The organism is Idiomarina rhizosphaerae, assembly GCF_024159085.1.
Lineage (GTDB): Bacteria > Pseudomonadota > Gammaproteobacteria > Enterobacterales > Alteromonadaceae > Idiomarina > Idiomarina rhizosphaerae.
Window position 1 is genome coordinate 327,203 of sequence record NZ_JAMZDE010000003.1, and the last position, 17,895, is coordinate 345,097.

18 protein-coding genes are annotated in these 17,895 nt (G+C 47.6%); 4 read left to right on the top strand and 14 right to left on the bottom strand.

What is annotated here, in order from left to right; all coding sequences use genetic code 11:
• Positions 1-9 precede the first annotated feature (9 nt).
• From mshL to NJR55_RS03915, 7 genes are all read right to left on the bottom strand, one after another.
• On the bottom strand, positions 10-1,686 hold the full coding sequence (gene mshL / locus NJR55_RS03885) for a pilus (MSHA type) biogenesis protein MshL (protein WP_253618012.1): 1,677 nt from the start codon (positions 1,684-1,686) through the stop codon (positions 10-12).
• Complete coding sequence (locus NJR55_RS03890) at positions 1,683-2,024, bottom strand: Type II secretory pathway component (RefSeq protein ID WP_253618013.1); 342 nt, start codon at positions 2,022-2,024, stop codon at positions 1,683-1,685. The genes mshL and NJR55_RS03890 overlap by 4 nt, the downstream gene beginning before the upstream one ends.
• Positions 2,017-2,652, bottom strand: coding sequence for a Type II secretory pathway component (locus NJR55_RS03895; protein WP_253618014.1), 636 nt, complete (start codon positions 2,650-2,652; stop codon positions 2,017-2,019). The genes NJR55_RS03890 and NJR55_RS03895 overlap by 8 nt, the downstream gene beginning before the upstream one ends.
• Positions 2,645-3,253, bottom strand: coding sequence for a PilN domain-containing protein (locus NJR55_RS03900; RefSeq protein ID WP_253618015.1), 609 nt, complete (start codon positions 3,251-3,253; stop codon positions 2,645-2,647). The genes NJR55_RS03895 and NJR55_RS03900 overlap by 8 nt, the downstream gene beginning before the upstream one ends.
• Positions 3,250-4,161: a Type II secretory pathway component gene (locus NJR55_RS03905; protein ID WP_253618017.1), complete on the bottom strand. Its 912-nt coding sequence runs from the start codon at positions 4,159-4,161 to the stop codon at positions 3,250-3,252. The genes NJR55_RS03900 and NJR55_RS03905 overlap by 4 nt, the downstream gene beginning before the upstream one ends.
• Positions 4,162-4,291: 130 nt before the next feature.
• On the bottom strand, positions 4,292-5,326 hold the full coding sequence (gene pyrC, locus NJR55_RS03910; protein WP_253618019.1) for a dihydroorotase: 1,035 nt from the start codon (positions 5,324-5,326) through the stop codon (positions 4,292-4,294).
• An 86-nt stretch (positions 5,327-5,412) separates the two neighbouring features.
• A complete protein-coding gene (locus NJR55_RS03915; protein ID WP_153849928.1) occupies positions 5,413-5,994 on the bottom strand; it encodes a thymidine kinase in 582 nt (193 codons plus the stop codon).
• A 100-nt stretch (positions 5,995-6,094) separates the two neighbouring features.
• On the opposite strand from NJR55_RS03915, the gene NJR55_RS03920 reads away from it, so the two are divergent.
• A complete protein-coding gene (locus tag NJR55_RS03920; protein WP_253618067.1) occupies positions 6,095-7,327 on the top strand; it encodes an adenosine deaminase family protein in 1,233 nt (410 codons plus the stop codon).
• Positions 7,328-7,417: 90 nt separating this feature from the next.
• Here NJR55_RS03920 and NJR55_RS03925 read toward each other — a convergent pair whose 3' ends face one another.
• The 5 genes from NJR55_RS03925 to NJR55_RS03945 form a co-directional block, all read right to left on the bottom strand.
• The gene (locus tag NJR55_RS03925; RefSeq protein WP_253618021.1) at positions 7,418-8,446 is read right to left on the bottom strand and encodes a DUF2955 domain-containing protein; all 1,029 of its coding nucleotides are present in this window, start codon (positions 8,444-8,446) and stop codon (positions 7,418-7,420) included.
• A 13-nt stretch (positions 8,447-8,459) separates the two neighbouring features.
• Positions 8,460-9,521: an HlyD family secretion protein gene (locus NJR55_RS03930; protein ID WP_253618023.1), complete on the bottom strand. Its 1,062-nt coding sequence runs from the start codon at positions 9,519-9,521 to the stop codon at positions 8,460-8,462.
• The gene (locus NJR55_RS03935) at positions 9,518-10,006 is read right to left on the bottom strand and encodes a MarR family transcriptional regulator (protein WP_253618025.1); all 489 of its coding nucleotides are present in this window, start codon (positions 10,004-10,006) and stop codon (positions 9,518-9,520) included. The genes NJR55_RS03930 and NJR55_RS03935 overlap by 4 nt, the downstream gene beginning before the upstream one ends.
• A gap of 168 nt (positions 10,007-10,174) precedes the next feature.
• Positions 10,175-10,735 carry a single-stranded DNA-binding protein gene (ssb, locus tag NJR55_RS03940; RefSeq protein WP_253618027.1) on the bottom strand — a complete coding sequence of 187 codons (561 nt, stop codon included), beginning with the start codon at positions 10,733-10,735 and terminating at the stop codon, positions 10,175-10,177.
• Positions 10,736-10,779: 44 nt separating this feature from the next.
• Positions 10,780-12,156 (bottom strand): MFS transporter, encoded by a 1,377-nt coding sequence (locus tag NJR55_RS03945; RefSeq protein ID WP_253618029.1) that lies wholly within the window; start codon positions 12,154-12,156, stop codon positions 10,780-10,782.
• Between the two features lie 116 nt (positions 12,157-12,272).
• On the opposite strand from NJR55_RS03945, the gene uvrA reads away from it, so the two are divergent.
• The 3 genes from uvrA to glsA are packed head-to-tail and all read left to right on the top strand — an operon-like array spanning position 12,273 to position 16,464.
• On the top strand, positions 12,273-15,098 hold the full coding sequence (gene uvrA / locus NJR55_RS03950; protein WP_253618031.1) for an excinuclease ABC subunit UvrA: 2,826 nt from the start codon (positions 12,273-12,275) through the stop codon (positions 15,096-15,098).
• Positions 15,099-15,110: 12 nt separating this feature from the next.
• Entirely contained in the window at positions 15,111-15,518 is a 408-nt protein-coding gene (locus tag NJR55_RS03955; RefSeq protein ID WP_253618033.1) for an acyl-CoA thioesterase, read from the top strand.
• Positions 15,508-16,464 carry a glutaminase A gene (glsA, locus tag NJR55_RS03960; RefSeq protein WP_253618035.1) on the top strand — a complete coding sequence of 319 codons (957 nt, stop codon included), beginning with the start codon at positions 15,508-15,510 and terminating at the stop codon, positions 16,462-16,464. The genes NJR55_RS03955 and glsA overlap by 11 nt, the downstream gene beginning before the upstream one ends.
• Here glsA and NJR55_RS03965 read toward each other — a convergent pair.
• Positions 16,461-17,186, bottom strand: coding sequence for an amino acid ABC transporter substrate-binding protein (locus NJR55_RS03965; RefSeq protein ID WP_253618038.1), 726 nt, complete (start codon positions 17,184-17,186; stop codon positions 16,461-16,463). The genes glsA and NJR55_RS03965 overlap by 4 nt on opposite strands.
• A 238-nt stretch (positions 17,187-17,424) precedes the next feature.
• Positions 17,425-17,895 (bottom strand): EF-Tu C-terminal domain-related protein (locus NJR55_RS03970; RefSeq protein WP_253618040.1); only part of this gene is annotated, 471 nt, incomplete at its 5' end.

Here is a 17,895-nt window from a genome sequence, read left to right on the forward strand (position 1 = left end):
CTAGCTTAACTATTTCTCAATATCCGGGAACCATTCTTGCAACAGCTCGCGTGATCGTTTCAATTCATCGCGCCAGGTATCAACACCCACCACAGTCGGTTTCAGTAATATGACCAGTTCTTTCTTTTCCTTACGGTTGCGGCGGTTAGTAAATAACTCGCCCAACAAAGGAATGTCACCTAATAGCGGCACTTTACTGACTTCTTCCGAGTTAGTCGTTTGCATTAAACCACCGAGAACCACTATTTCTCCGTTGCGAGCTTTAACTATAGTGTCTGACTCACGGATATTACTTCGCGCCAGCGGCAACACCAGTTCACCTTCTGTTAAGGTAATGACTTTTTGTTGCTCTTCGGTTTCTACTACCGATGGATGTACATGCAAGATGACTTCGCCATCATCACTAATCTGTGGCGTTACATCTAATGAAATACCCGAGAAGAATGGCGTTAAATCTATGTCTGAATTCGAAACAGCCGAGCTGCCATTGGTACCTAAGTTAGTCGTTGAGTTAACGTCAGTAACATAGTACTCATCTTCGCCAATTTTTATCACGGCTTTTTGATTATTCGAGGCGCTGACACGAGGGTTCGAAAGAACCTGAACAGTACCTTGTGTCTGCAACATTTTTATTGCGCTTTCAAAGCCATTATTCGAATCACGATAAGTTAGCCCAAACAAGCCTCCAATAGTGGCTGACGTCGAGTTACTGGGTGTAACAGAGCTAAAGTCGACATCAAAACCTACATTTCCAGATGCCAGACTCTCCCACTCGATGCCTTGCTGGTAACCATCATTCAAGGTTACTTCTATGATACGCGCTTCCAAAATGACTTGTCTTTGCAGGCGTGTTTCCAGAGTATTAATAAAGTCGTCCACAGCCCGCAATTTTCCCGGGGACGCTGTTACACTAACAATGCCAGCCTGCGGCGATAGCACCACATTTCCTTCACCAATAATGCCCTCAATCACTTCTTTCAGGCTACCCCATAAATCGGTTTCTGACTGGGTGTTAATGCTGGAGCCGTTGCCCTGCAATTGGCTTTGCTGGTTGTTTCCGCTGTACTCACCACTATTATTACCCAGCAGGGAGCTCCCTTCGGAACGAGTATTACTATTTCTGCTTCCGAAGTTATTCCGTGAGCCTTGATTGCGCTCCTCGCTCACCCCACCACCTGAAATTTCAGTCTGGGACATGCCAAAACGGCGGAGTGACAGGTAATCCAGCGAGAAAGTCTGAGTTCTTACCCCGGCTGGGTATATTTGAATAGTACGCCCGGAACGGCGAACTTCAAAACCGTACATATCCTGCACCGCATCCAGCGTTTCATCTAAGGTCACGTCTTTCAGGCTTAACGAAATTTCACCACTGACATTGGGGTGTACCAGAATATTATAAGGAGAATCTGCCGCTAACCCATAAAAAAAGGCTTGCGCGTCGACATCATCGGCCTGCAGCACAAAACGAGGTTCCTCGAGTAAGGCGAGTCCATCTTCTTGTTCTTTATTTGCCGTCTGATTTAAGAAGTTACTGACTTCTGCTGGCAGCTCTTTCTTTGCCTCTGTTTCTTTCTTCTCAGAAGCTTCCGGTTTCATCGCTTTATTGGCTTCATCTGGAGAGTAGCTCGGTTGATAGGCACAGCCGCTCAGTGCCAACAATAACGCTCCTGCTGCAACTCTTTTCATTGTACCGCCCCCGGATTGCCTTTCTCGTTCTGCTTTATCGGCTTAAACAAAGTAATCTCTACTCTTTCGTTGTTCTTCTCTAAAATAACGCTGTTTGGATTAACTGAGTTAACCCGAAACCCATCTATATTCTCGCCAGGCCTAACCCATTCACCGTTAATACGCGCTGACTGGCTCTGTTCTGAATAAAAAATTTGAGACAGTTTTATATTCTGCACCCAACTACCCATTTCCACTGCGGGCTGACTTACGGTGAACGGAGGTTGGGTCGGATCCCGCTCTTGCGCAAAAACCGAGACCGGAACCATGAGCAGTAAAAACACAATGCCTCTAAGCACTGATAAACTCCTTATCTGTACTTAGCAGATACCAGACTATCGTTACCTTCGCTGTCGGATAGTCACCTACCTGATAATCAAAGCGAGCCCACTGGACATTTGGGTATTCGCTTTGCAGTGTATCGACAAAGTCGGATATAGCGAAAAAGTGCCCGGTAAACTCCGCCTGTACGGCGTGCTGATAGAGTTTAATAGACCCAGTTTCAAATACGACGGCCGGCTCTTTAGCTTCCAGGCTAGTCATTGCCAGTTCTGAAGCATGACGCAAAACGCCATTTAGAAACTGTTTTCGTTGTTGTGCGGGCAACAAAACCTGGCTTTCCGAAAAATCACCTTTTGCTTGAGCTAAGCGCTGCTTTAACTGCTTAATTTCAGCCCTGATCGGAGCATCAATATCCTTAGCTAGCTGCGCCTGCAAGTCCTGCTCTAATTGCTCAGATTGCTCTATTTGAGAGGCAATACGGTGGTTATCCGCTGAAAGAGTTTTGTTCTGCTCCAGCGTTGGGAAAATAACGTAGCTCATAAGCGGCAGGGTAATAATTAAAAAACCGGCCAGCAACAACAGCGCTCGCTGTCGCCCGGGCATAGAGTTAAAGGTTTCTTGTGCGCGTAACCACCAGTTATTCATCGTTTAATTCGTCCTCGCTGCCTCTGACGCTTTGCAGCAAAAACTGCTGATAGCCTTGCTCACTGCGCTTAAGCTCGACAACCGCAAAACGCTTATCTGACAGAACCCTCGATTGACCAAACTTATCCATCCATAACACTAAGGCTTCACTGTTTAGCGCCTGCCCGTGTAAACGGATATTTTCGCCAGACATTGAAAAATCGGTTAACCAGATGTCTTCCGGGGTTATCTCTGCAAGTTCATGTAAAAATTCACTAACAGATGAAGACCGGCTTTGACGAAACTCTGCAATTTGCTGACTGAAGCTTCTGGCGTCCTGCAATTCTTGCTGTAATTGTTCTTTTTCTGCCTGAAGTTGCGGACTTGGCTGCCGCAAGGAAATTCTCTCGCGATTACTGGCCAAGTCATTATTGAGTTTTTCCAATGTAGCCGATAACTGCTCATTCTTTTGAATAACCGTTGCCGTTTGCCACTGAGTAACAGCCACCACAACCAACAGCAGCGCCAGCCAAAGGCCCAAAACAGAACTGACCTTTGTCAGTGTGAGTCTCTGCTTTATAGGCTTCAGCTCGTTGCGGTACAGATTTACCCATTGCTTCATAAATCGCCCTCAACTAACGCACCTAAACCAGCAAGATCGGAGTAGTCACCCTCGCGCAAGTCAGCAGACCATTGCGGATATTGATACATAGTGCACTCTACCGCTAACAGCTCAGCCAGGCTCTTCTCAAGGGAGGCAGGCTTCATGTGCTCTACGGCGAGAATAATTCGGCTAATGGGGGCTTGTCGCAAATGACTTTCGAAATAATCGACCGAACGCTGTAACTCGGTTGCCAAAGGTTCTAAAGCACCAGCTTCTATTTCGCTCTCTGTGTATTTAGAAACGTCGGTCACGCCACGCAGCAGACGAGTAAACATAAGCCCTTTAGGGGTATTAATTTGTGCAAGGTAATTGCCCGCAGGGTTTTGATATAAAGTAAGTTCAGCGTGGTTCTGAGTTTCGACTAAGCTGGGTAACGTCAGTTCGGTAATGGCGATATCCGTTAAGCTCAGGTCATGTTCACCGAATAACTCAACCCAGGGCATTAAATCATTTTTGTTGGCCGCAACCGCAATCACTTTATCCTGACCGGATGGTTGTTCCGGAAACTCATAATAGTCGGCAATGATTTCGTCAGCCGCAAAGGACACTAAGTCGCTTAAACTGTACTTTAAGCTTTCCGAAATTTCTTCCGGTTCCAGCATAGGCCTATCCACCTGAACCGACTCGTATAAATCAGTTCCCAACACCAGCGTGACTTGCGCATTTTTTAGGGACAAACGGGAATATTTATCCAAAAGAGTGCCCGCGTGCTTAAGTAACGAACCTCGACGCACAGGTTCATAGTCATTAACTATCAACTCGGGGGCTTTAGCAGAGCCTTTGACAACAAGAAGACGGACGCTGTTTTGCGTTATTTGAAAGCAAATACGGTGATCATTTTGTTTTTGCTTTGAAAATTCTAGCACTCAACAACATCCTTTATTTTATTTTCAACCATGTTAACAGAAACTTTGCAAAGCTCATTATAAAAAGCGCTGGTTCGCTACAGTTTATGATCTTCGTCATAACCCATTTGTCGCAGTACAACTGCGACGACTAGCTACGCAGTTTCCATTGCAAATCAGCCCCTGCCCAATAAGGCACCATAGGCCCTGTTGCAGTGTCTACCGTTTCAGCGACAGTCCATGGTTGCTGAACCAGTTCTATAGTCTCAGTATTACGGGGCAACTGATAAAAGTCAGCACCAAAAACACTGGCAAAGTTCGCCAGTTTATCCAACGCATTATGCTGACTAAAAAACTCGGCATACAGCTCGATTGCAGCTGGAGCTGAATAACAACCAGCGCAACCACAAGCGGTTTCTTTATTTGCCTGCACATGCGGGGCTGAGTCAGTGCCGAGGAAAAACTTAGGGTTACCGGACAAGGCCGCCTGCTGTAATACCTGTTGGTGTGAGCGGCGCTTTAAAATTGGCAGGCAGTAATTATGTGGACGAATACCGCCGACCAGCAAGTCGTTGCGGTTCATCAGCAAATGTTGCGGGGTCATTGTTGCTGCGACATTACTGTTGGCATTTTCGACAAACTTAACCGCGTCGGCGGTGGTAATGTGCTCCAGCACCAGCTTTAACTGCGGGAAGCGCTCGGTTATCGGAATTAAATGCCGCTCAATAAAAACTCTTTCGCGGTCAAAGATATCAATGTCGCTGTCGGTGACTTCACCATGCACCAGCAAAGGCACCTGATGCTCCTGCATAGCTGCCAGCACCGGAGCCAGAGCTTCTACCGACTTCACACCGGCAGCGGAATTGGTGGTCGCTCCTGATGGATATAGCTTGAAGCCAATAACATACTCGTTTGCAGCAGCTTCAGCAATTTCTGCTGGGGTCGTGTCTGCCGTGAGATACAAAGCCATGAGCGGATTAAAACTCATGCCAGCGGGGATCTCGGCCAGAATTCTCTCACGATACTCCATAGCGGCCGCTACGGTTGTTACCGGAGGTACAAGGTTTGGCATAACCACAGCACGATGAAACACTGCCGCAGTTGCAGGTACGGTTGTTTGTAACATTGCACCATCGCGTAAATGCAGGTGCCAGTCATCAGGTCTTGGAATTGTTAAGCTTTGCATAGTCACTTCTGGCTAAAAAATGAGAAACTCAGTATACCATCAAGTGCTTTGGCTAAAACCCATATTCCGTACTCTATTTGACCGTTTTAGCGCAGCCCCATGGCTTCTTTCCAGTGTTTACGACAACAGGAAACGTAACGATCATTGCCACCAATAGCTATTTGCTGCCCCATACGTATTGCATTGCCCTGCTCGTCAACCCGCAATGACATGGTTGCTTTGCGCCCGCAGTGGCAGATGGTTTTCATTTCCACTAGCTTGTCGGCTATAGCCAACAACACCGCACTACCCGGAAAGGCGTTACCGAAAGCGTCGGTGCGTATGCCGTAACACATTACCGGAATATTGTCGGCGTCAGCCAGGCTGGACAGTTGCCACACTTGCTCTTCACTTAAAAACTGTGCTTCATCAATTAACACGCAGTCAATTGCCTGTTGCATATAGCGAGCCCGGACTACGGCAGCTAAATCCGTCCGGTGTGTGAAAGACACTGCATCGCGACCAATACCTAACCGGGAAGCAATACGTCCTTTACCTGCCCGGTCATCTAAAGCCGGCGTCATCAGCAAGACATGTTGTTGGCGCTCTTCGTAGTTGTGCGCCACTTGCAATAACGAGGTGCTTTTGCCTGCGTTCATTGCCGAGTAAGTGAAATATAGAGAAGCCATTTTGTTCTATTTTTTTAAGTTAATGTGGTCAGATCCTGGCAGAGATTAGCACGATTTTATGGCATTATGGGACAAAGCAACCTTAAGGCAGGAGTTCTCTATGCAATATTCCCCCGAGTTTATCAAAGCCATTCCTAAAGCTGACTTGCATTTGCACCTTGATGGCAGCCTTCGTGCCAGCAGCTTAATTGATATGGCTAAACGCGCTGATATCGAACTTCCAAGCTATACCGAAGAAGGCTTGTTTGATCTGGTGTTTAAATCGCATTACAACAATTTGGGTGAATACCTTAACGGTTTTCAATACACCTGCGCCGCTTTGCGTGATTTAGAAAACCTGGAGCAAGCCTCTTATGAATTAGCCGTCGATAATCAAAACGAAGGGGTAAATTACATAGAGGTACGCTTTGCTCCTCAGCTACTCATGGATCCGGGTAAAGGTGTTACTTTTGACACCATAATGCACGTAGTAAACGACGGTCTTTTGCGCGCAAAGAAAGAGTACAACAACCGTGCCGACGTTAAGAACGGCGATAAACCGCCATTTGACTACGGCATTATCAACTGCGCCATGCGGATGTTCGGTAAAAAAGGATTTTCCCCTTATTACACACAAATGTTCCAGTTAATGCGCGACTTCGAACCTATGCAGGTTATTAAAACGGCCGCAATGGATTTGGTTCGCGCCAGCGTTCGTATGCGTGATGAAGAAGCTATGCCAATTGTCGGACTGGATATTGCCGGCCAGGAAATTGGTTACCCGGCGGGTGAGTTCAAAGAAGTATACGAATACGCGCACGAGAACTTTCTGCTGAAAACCGTACATGCCGGAGAAGCTTACGGTGCTGAGAGCATTTTTGAAGCCTTAACCAAATGCCATGCCGACCGCCTGGGTCACGGTTATTCCTTATTCTCTCCTGAAATGACTCAGGATCCGTCTATTGAAGACCCTAAAGCTTATGGTGAAAGCCTGGCCTCTTATATTGCTGATCGCCGTATTGCCGTTGAAGTTTGCCTGACCAGCAACCTGCAAACTAACCCGGATATTGGCGACATTAAAAACCACAACTTCCAGCACATGCTGGATAACCGCTTAGCCACCATTATTTGTACTGATAACCGTCTGGTTTCTCGTACCACGGTCAGCAACGAATATCAGTTAGCTGTGGATAATTTTGATATTTCGCTGAAGCGCCTGAAAGACATTGTCGCCTACGGCTTCAAGAAAAACTTCTTCCCGGGTCGCTATGTAGAAAAGCGTGATTACGCCAAGCAAAACCTGGAATATTTTGACAAAGTGGTTAAGCAGTTTGGGCTAAACGACGCCAGCTAAGTAAAGAACCGTTCGAGTTTAGATATTTTAGACAAGCATGCAGCTGATTAAGTGGCTGCATGCTCTTTCAGCCCCTGCAAGTGTTAGTTATTATGCCGCGCCAAATCGCGTTCCCGCGAACTGATTCAAAAGTTTGTGCACCAAATAGCACACCATCATAGCGGCGATAATTGCCACAAAAGTACTGCTCAGACGATAAAGCCCGGAATAAATCAAATCTTGCGCTGGTGACAAATACTGACCGAACAGAATGCCCATGGTGGTCATTGCCCCAAACCCCACTCCGGCTCCCGAAGCTTCAAGTACATGAATGCGGGCAAATAACATCACCCCAAGCCAGAACAGAGGCACAATCAACCACAGTATGTCATACCAACCGTACAGCAGAACCTGCACACCAAGACCAAACATAACACCAATAAGTGTGCCTGCCGCTCGCTTGCGCGCGTAAGTTAATGCCCCGTTCCAATTCATGGGAAATAGCACCAAAATGGTCGTGGCCTGCGCAGAAATGGAATCCTGTAAATCAAACAGCTGAAACACCAAAAACGACAGGGTTGTCACCGTAGCGCCCAAAATCGCTTCATGGCGCACGCGGCTAGGTGACTTATCCGGCAAAGGTGGTGGTGCCGCATTGTGTTTCTTATTGGGTATAATCGCATGCATAACAAAGGCAATGACTATTGCCAGTATCGACGCAAAAAAGTTACTGGCTATTAGGTTATTAACGTCGGTGCCTGGGTAACTGGCGTAATGCAGCATAATGCTCAGCATCAGCACACCGTTCGCTCCGAACAGAAAGGCCGTGCCCCGCGCCATAAAAGCAAACCGATACAGAAATAAGACAAAGGCGACCATTGTCATTAATACTGAATGCCCGCCCAGTATCTGCGCCAGAATACCGACTTCCAGTCCGCACATAACCGACGCCGCAAGTATTTGCCGGGCGACCTGCCGGTTTATCATTGGCACTAAACCCAATAGTAGCATTGGTAAAACGGTAAAAAACACGCCATAAGACAAGTCAAACAGTGCCGTTGCCAGAAAGCCAATGGAGCCACCAAAGGCTATTCGTAAGCATTGCCTTAGGCCGTTTTCGCTCAGTGCTGAAGTTGCCATAGTCTCTTCCTGATCAATAAATGTAGTGCAACCAGCCCAGCAACCGGATTTGAGCTTTCGCGATCGCAGCTTTGACGCTTCCTTCAGGAACTATCTGTACCGTGGCCTTCGCTCCGGCCGGGCGCTCTGAATCCGGTTGTTCGGTTAAACGCAAATGAACCCGAAGTCGCTGCGCGTCACGTATCCAACGGTTTGAATTAACCGGTGCTGCTAAGGCTCCGTCGGCACTTAACTGACCCGCGTTAACACCGGCATCAATGCTCTCCACTTTTACCTCATAAAGCGTGCCGGGTTCGGCATCAAATACCACCAGAGCCTGCTGCCCGGACTTTATGTTCCGTAAGTTCTTCTCGCGAAAATCGGCAACAATATCGGCATTGGGGGAAACTAGCGCCATTAGCGGAGATCCTTGACGAGCATAAGCGCCTTCGCTGAGCTTTAAATTGCCGACACGTCCGGCATGTTTCGCACGCACGGTGGTGTAGCTTAAGTTAAGCTTCGCTGTTTCTATTGCATTTTCGGCTTGTTGAATAAGTAAGTTGCTTGCATCGTCCTCAGCACCTCGTTGCACTTTTAGGCTTTTTAGTTGTGACTGGGCGGCTTCAACATTTGCCATGGCCTCCAGCTTGCTACTCTGCGCGCGGTCATATTCCTGCTGCGACGAACTGCCGTCTTCCATCAGATTTTTAATGCGCCGAGCCTCACGGCTAAGCTCTTGAGCTGTTGCCTGTACTGATTTTAACTTTGCCTGGGCAGTTCGAATTTGGGCATCAAACTGCTGGTTTGACTGCTGCGCCTGAGCCAGTGCAAGCTCTGCTTGCTGTAATTGAAGTTGATAAGGCCGCGGGTCGATTTTAAATAATGGATCGCCCTCTTCAACATACTGGTTATTATTAACCAAGACTTTTTCTACCGTACCATTCACCTGTGGCGCAACCTGAGTCACCACCCGGGTTACCATTGCCTGCGGGGTCAACGGCAGGCTTAAATCAGCCCACAGGAAGTAGGCAAATACGAGTACAAATAATACCAGTGCCCGCTTAACCCAGCGGGCAAACTTTTCGTCCGCAGTCATACTTCGTCCTCGTTATTTCGGTCAGCCTGCTGAGCTTCAGACATGTGATTCGCATTGTATGAAATCATGGCCAATACCTTTTTAACCGTTTCAAGCTCTTCGTCTTCGATATTGGCCAGCAGCGCCCTTCTAACTTTTAGAATTTTCGCTTCCATTTTTCTAACCAGGGCATGACCTGAATTTGTTAAAAACACTTGCTTAGCACGACCATCGTCCGGGCTTGCTTTGCGCGTAACCAGCTCTTGCTCCTCCAGCTGCGCCAGCGTGCGCATAAGTGAACCAAGTTCTAGTTCAAGCGCTTCCGCAAGCTGCTTCTGACTGACTCCATCACCAATACGTGCCAATTTCCACATAGCACTCCAGCGTGGGTAGGTTAACCCCAGCGGTGCCAGTTCCTTATCCGCAATAGCCTGCCACTGACGCGCAACGCGACCGAGTCGTTCAGGTACAGATAATTGTCTGAGCTGTTCTTGTGTTAATGTCATATCAATCTCTTTAGTTAGCACGCTAAGTATAATAACAAACTTAGCGTGCTAACTAAAATGAAAATAGCGATAGGTTTGAGCTAAAAATTAGATACAAAAAAGCCCCTGAAAAAGGGGCTTTTATCAAATAATACAGATATCCAGCGGGTAAATCCTACACTTGGCAATCTAGAAGGGAATATCGTCATCAAAATCGTTGTCAGGTGAAAACGGCGCGGGTTCTGCCGGTTTTTGTTGTGACTGTTGATTTTGCTGCTGCGCTGGCTGAGGCGCAGGACGCTGTTGTTGCTGTGACGGCTGTTGTGGTTGACCACCACCGTAACCACCGCCTTGCTGCTGACCGCCACCAAAACCCTGGCCTTGTTGTGGAGCACCACCCTGAGGGCCGCCACGAGAATCCAGCATTTGCATTTCGTTAATGACCACTTCTGTCGTGTAACGCTCTACGTTGTCCTGGCCTGTCCATTTACGCGTTTGCAAACGCCCTTCAACATAAACTTTAGAGCCCTTTTTCAGGTACTCGCCGGCAATTTCTGCTAAGCGACGATAAGCCACACAACGGTGCCATTCGGTTTGTTCGCGCGGTTCGCCTGTTTGCTTATCTTTCCAGGTTTCACTGGTCGCAATCGACAGGTTGGCTATCGCTGTGCTGTTTTGGGTATAACGAACCTCTGGGTCAGCGCCCAAATTACCAATTAAAATTACTTTATTTACACCGCGACTGGCCATTAGATTCTCCTGTTCCTTGTACGCGTTACAACTGCTTTAAATTATTAAGCGACCGATGCTTCTTTAAGCAACTGATTAACCGCCTTTTCATCGTAATGTTTTTTATCAACTTTTAAGTAAGTGGCCTGATCTTCTTCAACCCATCTTGCTTCCGTAACGCCGGTTACGGTAAGTAACTGCTCACTTAGCTTGATAGCCTTGCTTTCAGTTAACCCCGGCAATGATAACGAGACGCTGGTGACACCTGCGGGGTTAACCATGACGAAACTGATTAGCAACCAACATACTAGCAAGATCAGGCAGAAAACAACAACGCCAGATAGCCCAAAAAATTGTAAGACGGAGCCGCCTACGACCCCACCGACAAAAGAGCCTAGAAACTGACCTGTTGAATAAATCCCACTGGCACTGCCTTTGCTCCCCGCCGGAGCAACTCGGGTCAGTAACGAAGGTAAACTGGCTTCAATAAAATTAAAGCCGGTGAAAAATATCACCAAAGCAGCAACCAGCAGCCAGGCGTTTTGCCCCGCTATGGCAATAATTAACAGCGCGACAATTAAGGTAATAATAGAAAACCGCAGCCACTGCACAGAATTATTATTGCGCGAACTGCTGATAATCATTGGTACCATGAACAAAATAGAAGCCGCCAGCGTAGGTAAGTAAAACCAGGCGTGAGTCTGACTTTCAAAACCCGCATTTTGCAGCTGCATGGGTAAAGTCACAAACCAGGCCGTTAAAATAGCGTGTAACACAAAAATACCGCTGTTCAGGCACCACAGTTGTTTGTGTTTAAGCAAGTGGCCCAGTTCAGACAATACGGGTAAGGATTCACGCCTGGCAGAGGTTGTCACCACTTTGGGTACACTCAGCAACAACACCAGAATGCCCAGAACACCACTGGCAGCAGTAAACCAGAACAAACCCGAAAGACCAATAATATCGCCCAATAAAGGCCCGGCTACCAGCGAAATAGCAAACGCCAGGCCAATGCACATACCAATAGTGGCCATCACTTTCGGTCGTTGTTCGTCACGCGATAAGTCAGCTGCCAGCGCCAGAATAGCAGCCGCAATAGCGCCTAGCCCCTGTAGCGCCCGACCAATGGATACACCGAATAGAGTATCGGCCTGAGCGGCCACCACACTACCAAGAATAAAGACCAGCAAGCCACCGACAATAACCGGTTTTCGGCCAAGGCGGTCAGACAGCATGCCTAACGGAATTTGCAACAATGCCTGTGTCAGGCCATAGGCACCCAGAGCAATACCAACCCACAGCGGCGAGTAGTCAGGGTAGTCTTGTGCATAAACCGCTAAAACTGGCATGATCAAAAACAGCCCTAACATCCGTATACCAAACACGGAAGCTAGTGCTAAAGCGGCTTTTTTCTCTGTTTTATTTAATTTTTGCGGCGTCATTTCACTGCTTTTATATCAGTAACATGATAAATGATGCCGTTATTGTACCAGATGCCTAACACTGTGCGATAATAGCGTTTTGTCGTCAGTCATTTACTGAACAACAGACGGGAATTATGGATACTATTGAAGTACGCGGTGCGCGCACCCACAATTTAAAAAATTTCAATCTGACGATACCCCGCAATAAGCTTATTGTGATTACCGGCTTATCCGGTTCGGGTAAGTCATCACTTGCCTTCGACACCTTGTATGCCGAGGGGCAGAGACGCTATGTAGAGTCGCTGTCTGCCTATGCACGTCAGTTCTTATCGCTGATGGAAAAGCCTGATGTTGACAGTATTGAGGGTTTGTCTCCGGCTATATCAATAGAACAGAAGTCAACATCGCATAATCCGCGTTCGACGGTCGGTACCATTACGGAAATTTACGACTATTTACGTCTGATGTTTGCCCGGGTGGGCGAGCCCCGTTGCCCGACTCACGACGTGCCGCTGGCGGCGCAAACCGTATCGCAAATGGTCGATAACGTGCTGGCGGCTCCTGAAGGCGAAAAGCGTATGTTGCTTGCGCCAATTATTCAAAACCGTAAAGGCGAGCACTTAAAAGTGCTAGAAAATCTCGCCTTGCAGGGTTATATCCGCGCTCGTATAGACGGTGAGATATGCGATTTAAGCGATCCTCCGACGTTAGAGTTGCAGAAAAAGCACACCATTGAAGTGGTCGTTGACCGCTTTAAAGTTCGCGAAGGCATGGAGCAGCGTCTGGCGGAATCTTTTGAAACCGCGCTGGAACTTAGTGGCGGAACAGCTTTAGTCGTGCCTATGGACGGCGACGGTGATGCAGAAGTGTACTCGGCGAACTTTGCCTGCCCGCATTGTGGTTACAGCATGCAGGAACTGGAGCCACGGTTGTTCTCGTTCAACAATCCGGCTGGCGCCTGTACTACCTGTGACGGTCTGGGTGTTGAGCAGTTTTTTGATCCGGCCAAAGTTGTTGTTAATGCAGAGCTGTCGCTAACCGGCGGCGCAATTCGCGGCTGGGACAAACGCAACTTCTATTATTACCAAATGCTGCAGTCCCTGGCGAAGCATTACGACTTTAAATTGTCGCAGCCTTTTAACGAATTACCCGATGATATTCGCGAAAAGATTCTGTTTGGCAGCGGTAAGGAAGAAATAAAATTCACTTACATGAACGACCGCGGCGACAAGGTGGTCAGAGCGCATCCGTTTGAGGGAATTATTCCTAACATGCAGCGTCGTTACCGCGAGACTGAGTCACAGGCTGTGCGTGACGAGTTGTCCAAATACGTAGCAACGCAACCCTGTAAAAGCTGCGATGGTACGCGCTTACGTACTGAAGCACGTCATGTGTTTATTCAGGGCACGACCCTGCCGGAAGTGGTTGAGCAGTCCATTGGCGACGCACTTGAGTTCTTCCAGCAACTGAGTCTGGAAGGTCAGCGCGCGCAAATTGCAGAAAAAATTCTGAAAGAAATTAATGACCGTCTGCGCTTTTTAGTTAACGTGGGGCTTAACTATTTAAGTTTGTCTCGTAGCGCGGAAACTTTGTCTGGTGGTGAGGCGCAGCGTATTCGTCTGGCCAGCCAAATTGGTGCAGGTCTGGTTGGTGTTATGTACGTACTGGATGAGCCCAGTATTGGCTTGCACCAGCGCGACAACGAACGGCTGTTAAACACTCTGACTCACCTGCGTGACCTGGGTAACACCGTAATTGTGGTTGAACACGATGAAGACGCTATTCGTCAGGCCGACCACGTTATTGATATTGGACCTGGTGCCGGCGTACATGGTGGTGAAATCATTGCTCAGGGTCAGGTTGAAGATATTGTCGGAAGTGAAGGTTCACTAACCGGTGACTACCTGTCCGGCAGAAAAGAAATAGAAGTTCCCAAACAACGCCACAAACCTGATAAACGCCGGTTAACCATTCACGGAGCTAGCGGTAACAACCTGAAGGATGTCGATTTCAATTTACCATTGGGTATTATGACCTGTGTGACCGGAGTATCAGGTTCAGGTAAGTCGACGCTGGTCAACAATACGCTTTTCCATATTGCGCACCGCGAACTTAACGGCGCGACAACGGGCGAACCGGCTCCTTACAAAAGTGTCGATGGCATGCAACTGCTGGATAAGGTCGTAGATATTGACCAGAGCCCAATAGGCCGCACGCCTCGCTCTAACCCGGCAACGTACACCGGTATTTTCACGCCCATTCGCGAACTGTTCGCAGGTGTTCCGGAATCACGAGCTAGGGGTTACAAACCCGGTCGCTTCAGCTTTAACGTACGCGGCGGTCGTTGTGAAGCTTGTCAGGGCGATGGGGTTATTAAGGTTGAAATGCACTTCTTGCCGGACGTGTATGTTCCTTGCGATATTTGTAAAGGTCAGCGCTATAATCGCGAAACGCTGGAAGTACAGTATAAAGGTAAAAATATTCACGAAGTGCTGGATATGACCATTGAAGATGCTCGTGAATTCTTCGATCCGGTTCCGGCTATTGCGCGCAAGTTGCAAACCTTAATGGATGTAGGCTTGTCTTACGTCCGGTTAGGCCAGTCAGCGACAACACTCTCCGGTGGTGAAGCGCAACGGGTGAAATTGTCACGTGAGTTGTCCAAGCGTGATACCGGCAAAACCTTATACATTCTGGACGAGCCTACAACCGGTCTGCACTTCCACGATATTAAGCAACTGCTGGCGGTTATTCACCGTTTGCGTGACCACGGCAACACGGTAGTGGTTATTGAGCACAACTTAGACGTAATAAAAACCGCTGACTGGATCATCGACTTAGGCCCTGAAGGTGGTTCTGGCGGTGGTGAAATCCTCTGCGAAGGTACACCAGAAGATATCTGTGAAAATGAGCGCTCACACACGGCCCGTTTCTTAAAACCTATGCTTAAGCTGTCATAAAAAGGACGCAATATGTTAACGGAAGACTTTAAAATAAGATTTTATGAAACCGACGCCCTTGGGCACGTCAATAACACGGTGATACCGGGGTGGATAGAAACCGGGCGTTTGCCTATTTTTGAGTTCTTTGGAGAAATGTCTCCGAAAACACAAAGCTTGATTGTTGCGCGACTGGAAGTCGATTACCTCTTACCCATTTATTTTGGCGGGCATGTCACAGTGAATACTTACGTCAGCCGTTTAGGTGGCAGCTCATTTGATATCATTACCGAAATTTGGCAGAAAGATAAACTGTGCGCTAAAGGTAAAACAGTATTAGTGTACTTTGATTTTCAGCAGGAGCGCTCTGTGAAGCTATCTGACGAATTAAAAGAACGCCTGTCTACCATCACGCATCCGGAGCATCCTCTTGACGCGTGATCTTGTCAGTGGCGGGCAGCAGATACATGCCCCGGATGATCTCAAAAGCTTACTGGAGGAGATTCACCAGCAGGCAATGAAGATCACCGAAGGGCATGTTGCTAACTACATCCCCGCGTTAGCAGAGGTCGACCCCGAGCTCTGCGGACTTACTCTGGCCACTCTCGACGGAGAGGTGTTTAACGTCGGTGATACCCAGGAGCAATTCTCTATCCAGTCGATCTCGAAGATTTTTGGTCTTATGCTGGCAATGGAACGCCTTGGAGAGGACTTGTGGGACAGAGTTAAAATGGAGCCTTCAGGCCAGGCATTTAACTCTATAGTGCAGCTAGAGTGGGAAAAAGGCATACCCCGTAATCCGATGATAAATGCCGGGGCTATTGTGGTCAGCGATGTATTGGTTAGTCGCTACTCAGCCAGTAAGAACGCAGTTTTAAGCTTGGTTCGCAGCCTTTGTGGCAATGACAATGTTTACGCCGATAACATTGTTCACCAGTCAGAAAAAGAGCATGGCCACCGCAATGCGGCTCTTGCTCACCTAATGAAAAGCTTTGGTAATATTGACGCAGAAGTTGATGAACTACTGGATCATTACTTTTGGCAGTGTGCGTTGACCATGTCATGCGAAAATCTGGCTCGCTCTTTTACTTTTCTTGCCAATGACGGAATTTGTCCTTTTTCCAAAAAGAAAATTATGTCAAAACGAGACTCTCAACGCATTAATGCATTGCTATCAACCAGCGGCATGTACGACCAAAGCGGTGAGTTTGCTTTTACCGTAGGTGTTCCCGCTAAAAGTGGTGTTGGTGGTGGGATGATTGCTGTCGTTCCTGACTTTGGCGTTATTTGCTCATGGAGCCCAAGATTAAACAGCTACGGTAACAGTGCCCGTGGAATGTACATGGTACGCGAGCTAGCAAACCGCTTGGGGCTTAGTGTTTACTAGCGCGTTATTGTCGGCCGATATATCTGAAACCGCTCCATATTAAATCGTCTAAATAGTATTTCAAACTCTCCCTGTCGGCCAAGCTCTCGCAGCAACCTCTGTAACGTATCTGCGCTGATACTCTTATTATCGCCAACGAGTAAGTGCAGCTTGTATTCCAGACTAACCTTTTCGGACAACAATAGACTGTCCACATTAATTTGATTTGAGCCTTTTAAAGCAGCCAGAAGTTCATCATTGATAATAGTAAGATCTATGCGACCTCCTAATACCATCTGCAAATTTATAATTCTGGAGTCTGCCAAATACGTCGTATACTTTTCCTCGACTTCATCTGAAGCCAATAGCTCGCCTCCTAACAGATAATGATACCCCTTAACCCCACCTAAGGTTTTGCCATCAAATGTATCGAAAAACGACTGATCTCTACCCTCTTTTTTCAAGGCGACCAGCCTCTCATTTCCTTTGACTAAAGGAATTGTTTCCTGAAAGGTTACTCCGCTTTTCTTCCAACCCCAGAGGGGTGACTCGAAAAATATAACATCACAGCACCCTTTCGCACTCAAGGCTTTATGGCGACTTGCTGGAGGGATTACCTGAATACGGAACTCATAGCTGTCCTGATGCTCGTTCAACAAGGTTATCAGTTCACGGGTGAGATCAGTTTGCAGTACATCGGAAAAATAGGGAGGGTAATCGTAGGCAGCAACATAGACGGGCACTTGTGCTCTAGCAGAACAGCTTAGTCCCATAAAAACGAACACAGAAAAGTATCTGAGTAATTTCAATTGATCGGCTGACTATAAGTTAAGTATCTTTCTCAATAGTTCATTTTTTGGACTTAAATGTCAATACTTGAGCGAGCCTTCGCTTACTTTTGATAAGGCTCTTTTAATAAAACTTATTAGTAGGCATAAAAAAGCCCGGCCAAAGCCGGGCTCCTAAAATCAAACGGACTGCTTAGTCCATGATTTTTGATACAACGCCTGCACCTACGGTACGGCCACCCTCACGGATAGCGAAACGCAGACCTTCGTCCATTGCAATTGGAGCTATCAGCTCTACAACAAACTTCAGGTTGTCGCCAGGCATTACCATTTCTACGCCTTCTGGCAATTCTACTGCACCAGTTACGTCCGTTGTACGGAAGTAGAACTGTGGACGGTAGCCTTTGAAGAATGGCGTATGACGGCCACCTTCGTCTTTGCTCAGTACGTAAACTTCCGCTTCGAACTTAGTATGCGGAGTGATTGTACCTGGCTTAGCCAGTACCTGGCCACGCTCTACGTCGTCACGCTTAGTACCACGCAACAAGGCACCGATGTTCTCGCCTGCACGACCTTCGTCAAGCAGCTTACGGAACATTTCAACACCAGTAACAGTGGTCTTAGTCGTGTCTTTCATACCAACGATTTCACACTCGTCGCCTGT

What these genes read in the sequence shown, in the direction of transcription:
- NJR55_RS03915 (WP_153849928.1), bottom strand. Translation starts at nt 5,994, where the DNA reads ATGGCTTCTCTATATTTCACTTACTCGGCAATGAACGCAGGCAAAAGC.
- uvrA (WP_253618031.1), top strand. Translation starts at nt 12,273, where the DNA reads ATGGATACTATTGAAGTACGCGGTGCGCGCACCCACAATTTAAAAAAT.
- NJR55_RS03920 (WP_253618067.1), top strand. Translation starts at nt 6,095, where the DNA reads ATGCAATATTCCCCCGAGTTTATCAAAGCCATTCCTAAAGCTGACTTG.
- NJR55_RS03955 (WP_253618033.1), top strand. Translation starts at nt 15,111, where the DNA reads ATGTTAACGGAAGACTTTAAAATAAGATTTTATGAAACCGACGCCCTT.
- NJR55_RS03945 (WP_253618029.1), bottom strand. Translation starts at nt 12,156, where the DNA reads ATGACGCCGCAAAAATTAAATAAAACAGAGAAAAAAGCCGCTTTAGCA.
- NJR55_RS03925 (WP_253618021.1), bottom strand. Translation starts at nt 8,446, where the DNA reads ATGGCAACTTCAGCACTGAGCGAAAACGGCCTAAGGCAATGCTTACGA.
- NJR55_RS03935 (WP_253618025.1), bottom strand. Translation starts at nt 10,006, where the DNA reads ATGACATTAACACAAGAACAGCTCAGACAATTATCTGTACCTGAACGA.
- ssb (WP_253618027.1), bottom strand. Translation starts at nt 10,735, where the DNA reads ATGGCCAGTCGCGGTGTAAATAAAGTAATTTTAATTGGTAATTTGGGC.
- NJR55_RS03930 (WP_253618023.1), bottom strand. Translation starts at nt 9,521, where the DNA reads ATGACTGCGGACGAAAAGTTTGCCCGCTGGGTTAAGCGGGCACTGGTA.
- pyrC (WP_253618019.1), bottom strand. Translation starts at nt 5,326, where the DNA reads ATGCAAAGCTTAACAATTCCAAGACCTGATGACTGGCACCTGCATTTA.
- NJR55_RS03900 (WP_253618015.1), bottom strand. Translation starts at nt 3,253, where the DNA reads ATGAAGCAATGGGTAAATCTGTACCGCAACGAGCTGAAGCCTATAAAG.
- NJR55_RS03895 (WP_253618014.1), bottom strand. Translation starts at nt 2,652, where the DNA reads ATGAATAACTGGTGGTTACGCGCACAAGAAACCTTTAACTCTATGCCC.
- mshL (WP_253618012.1), bottom strand. Translation starts at nt 1,686, where the DNA reads ATGAAAAGAGTTGCAGCAGGAGCGTTATTGTTGGCACTGAGCGGCTGT.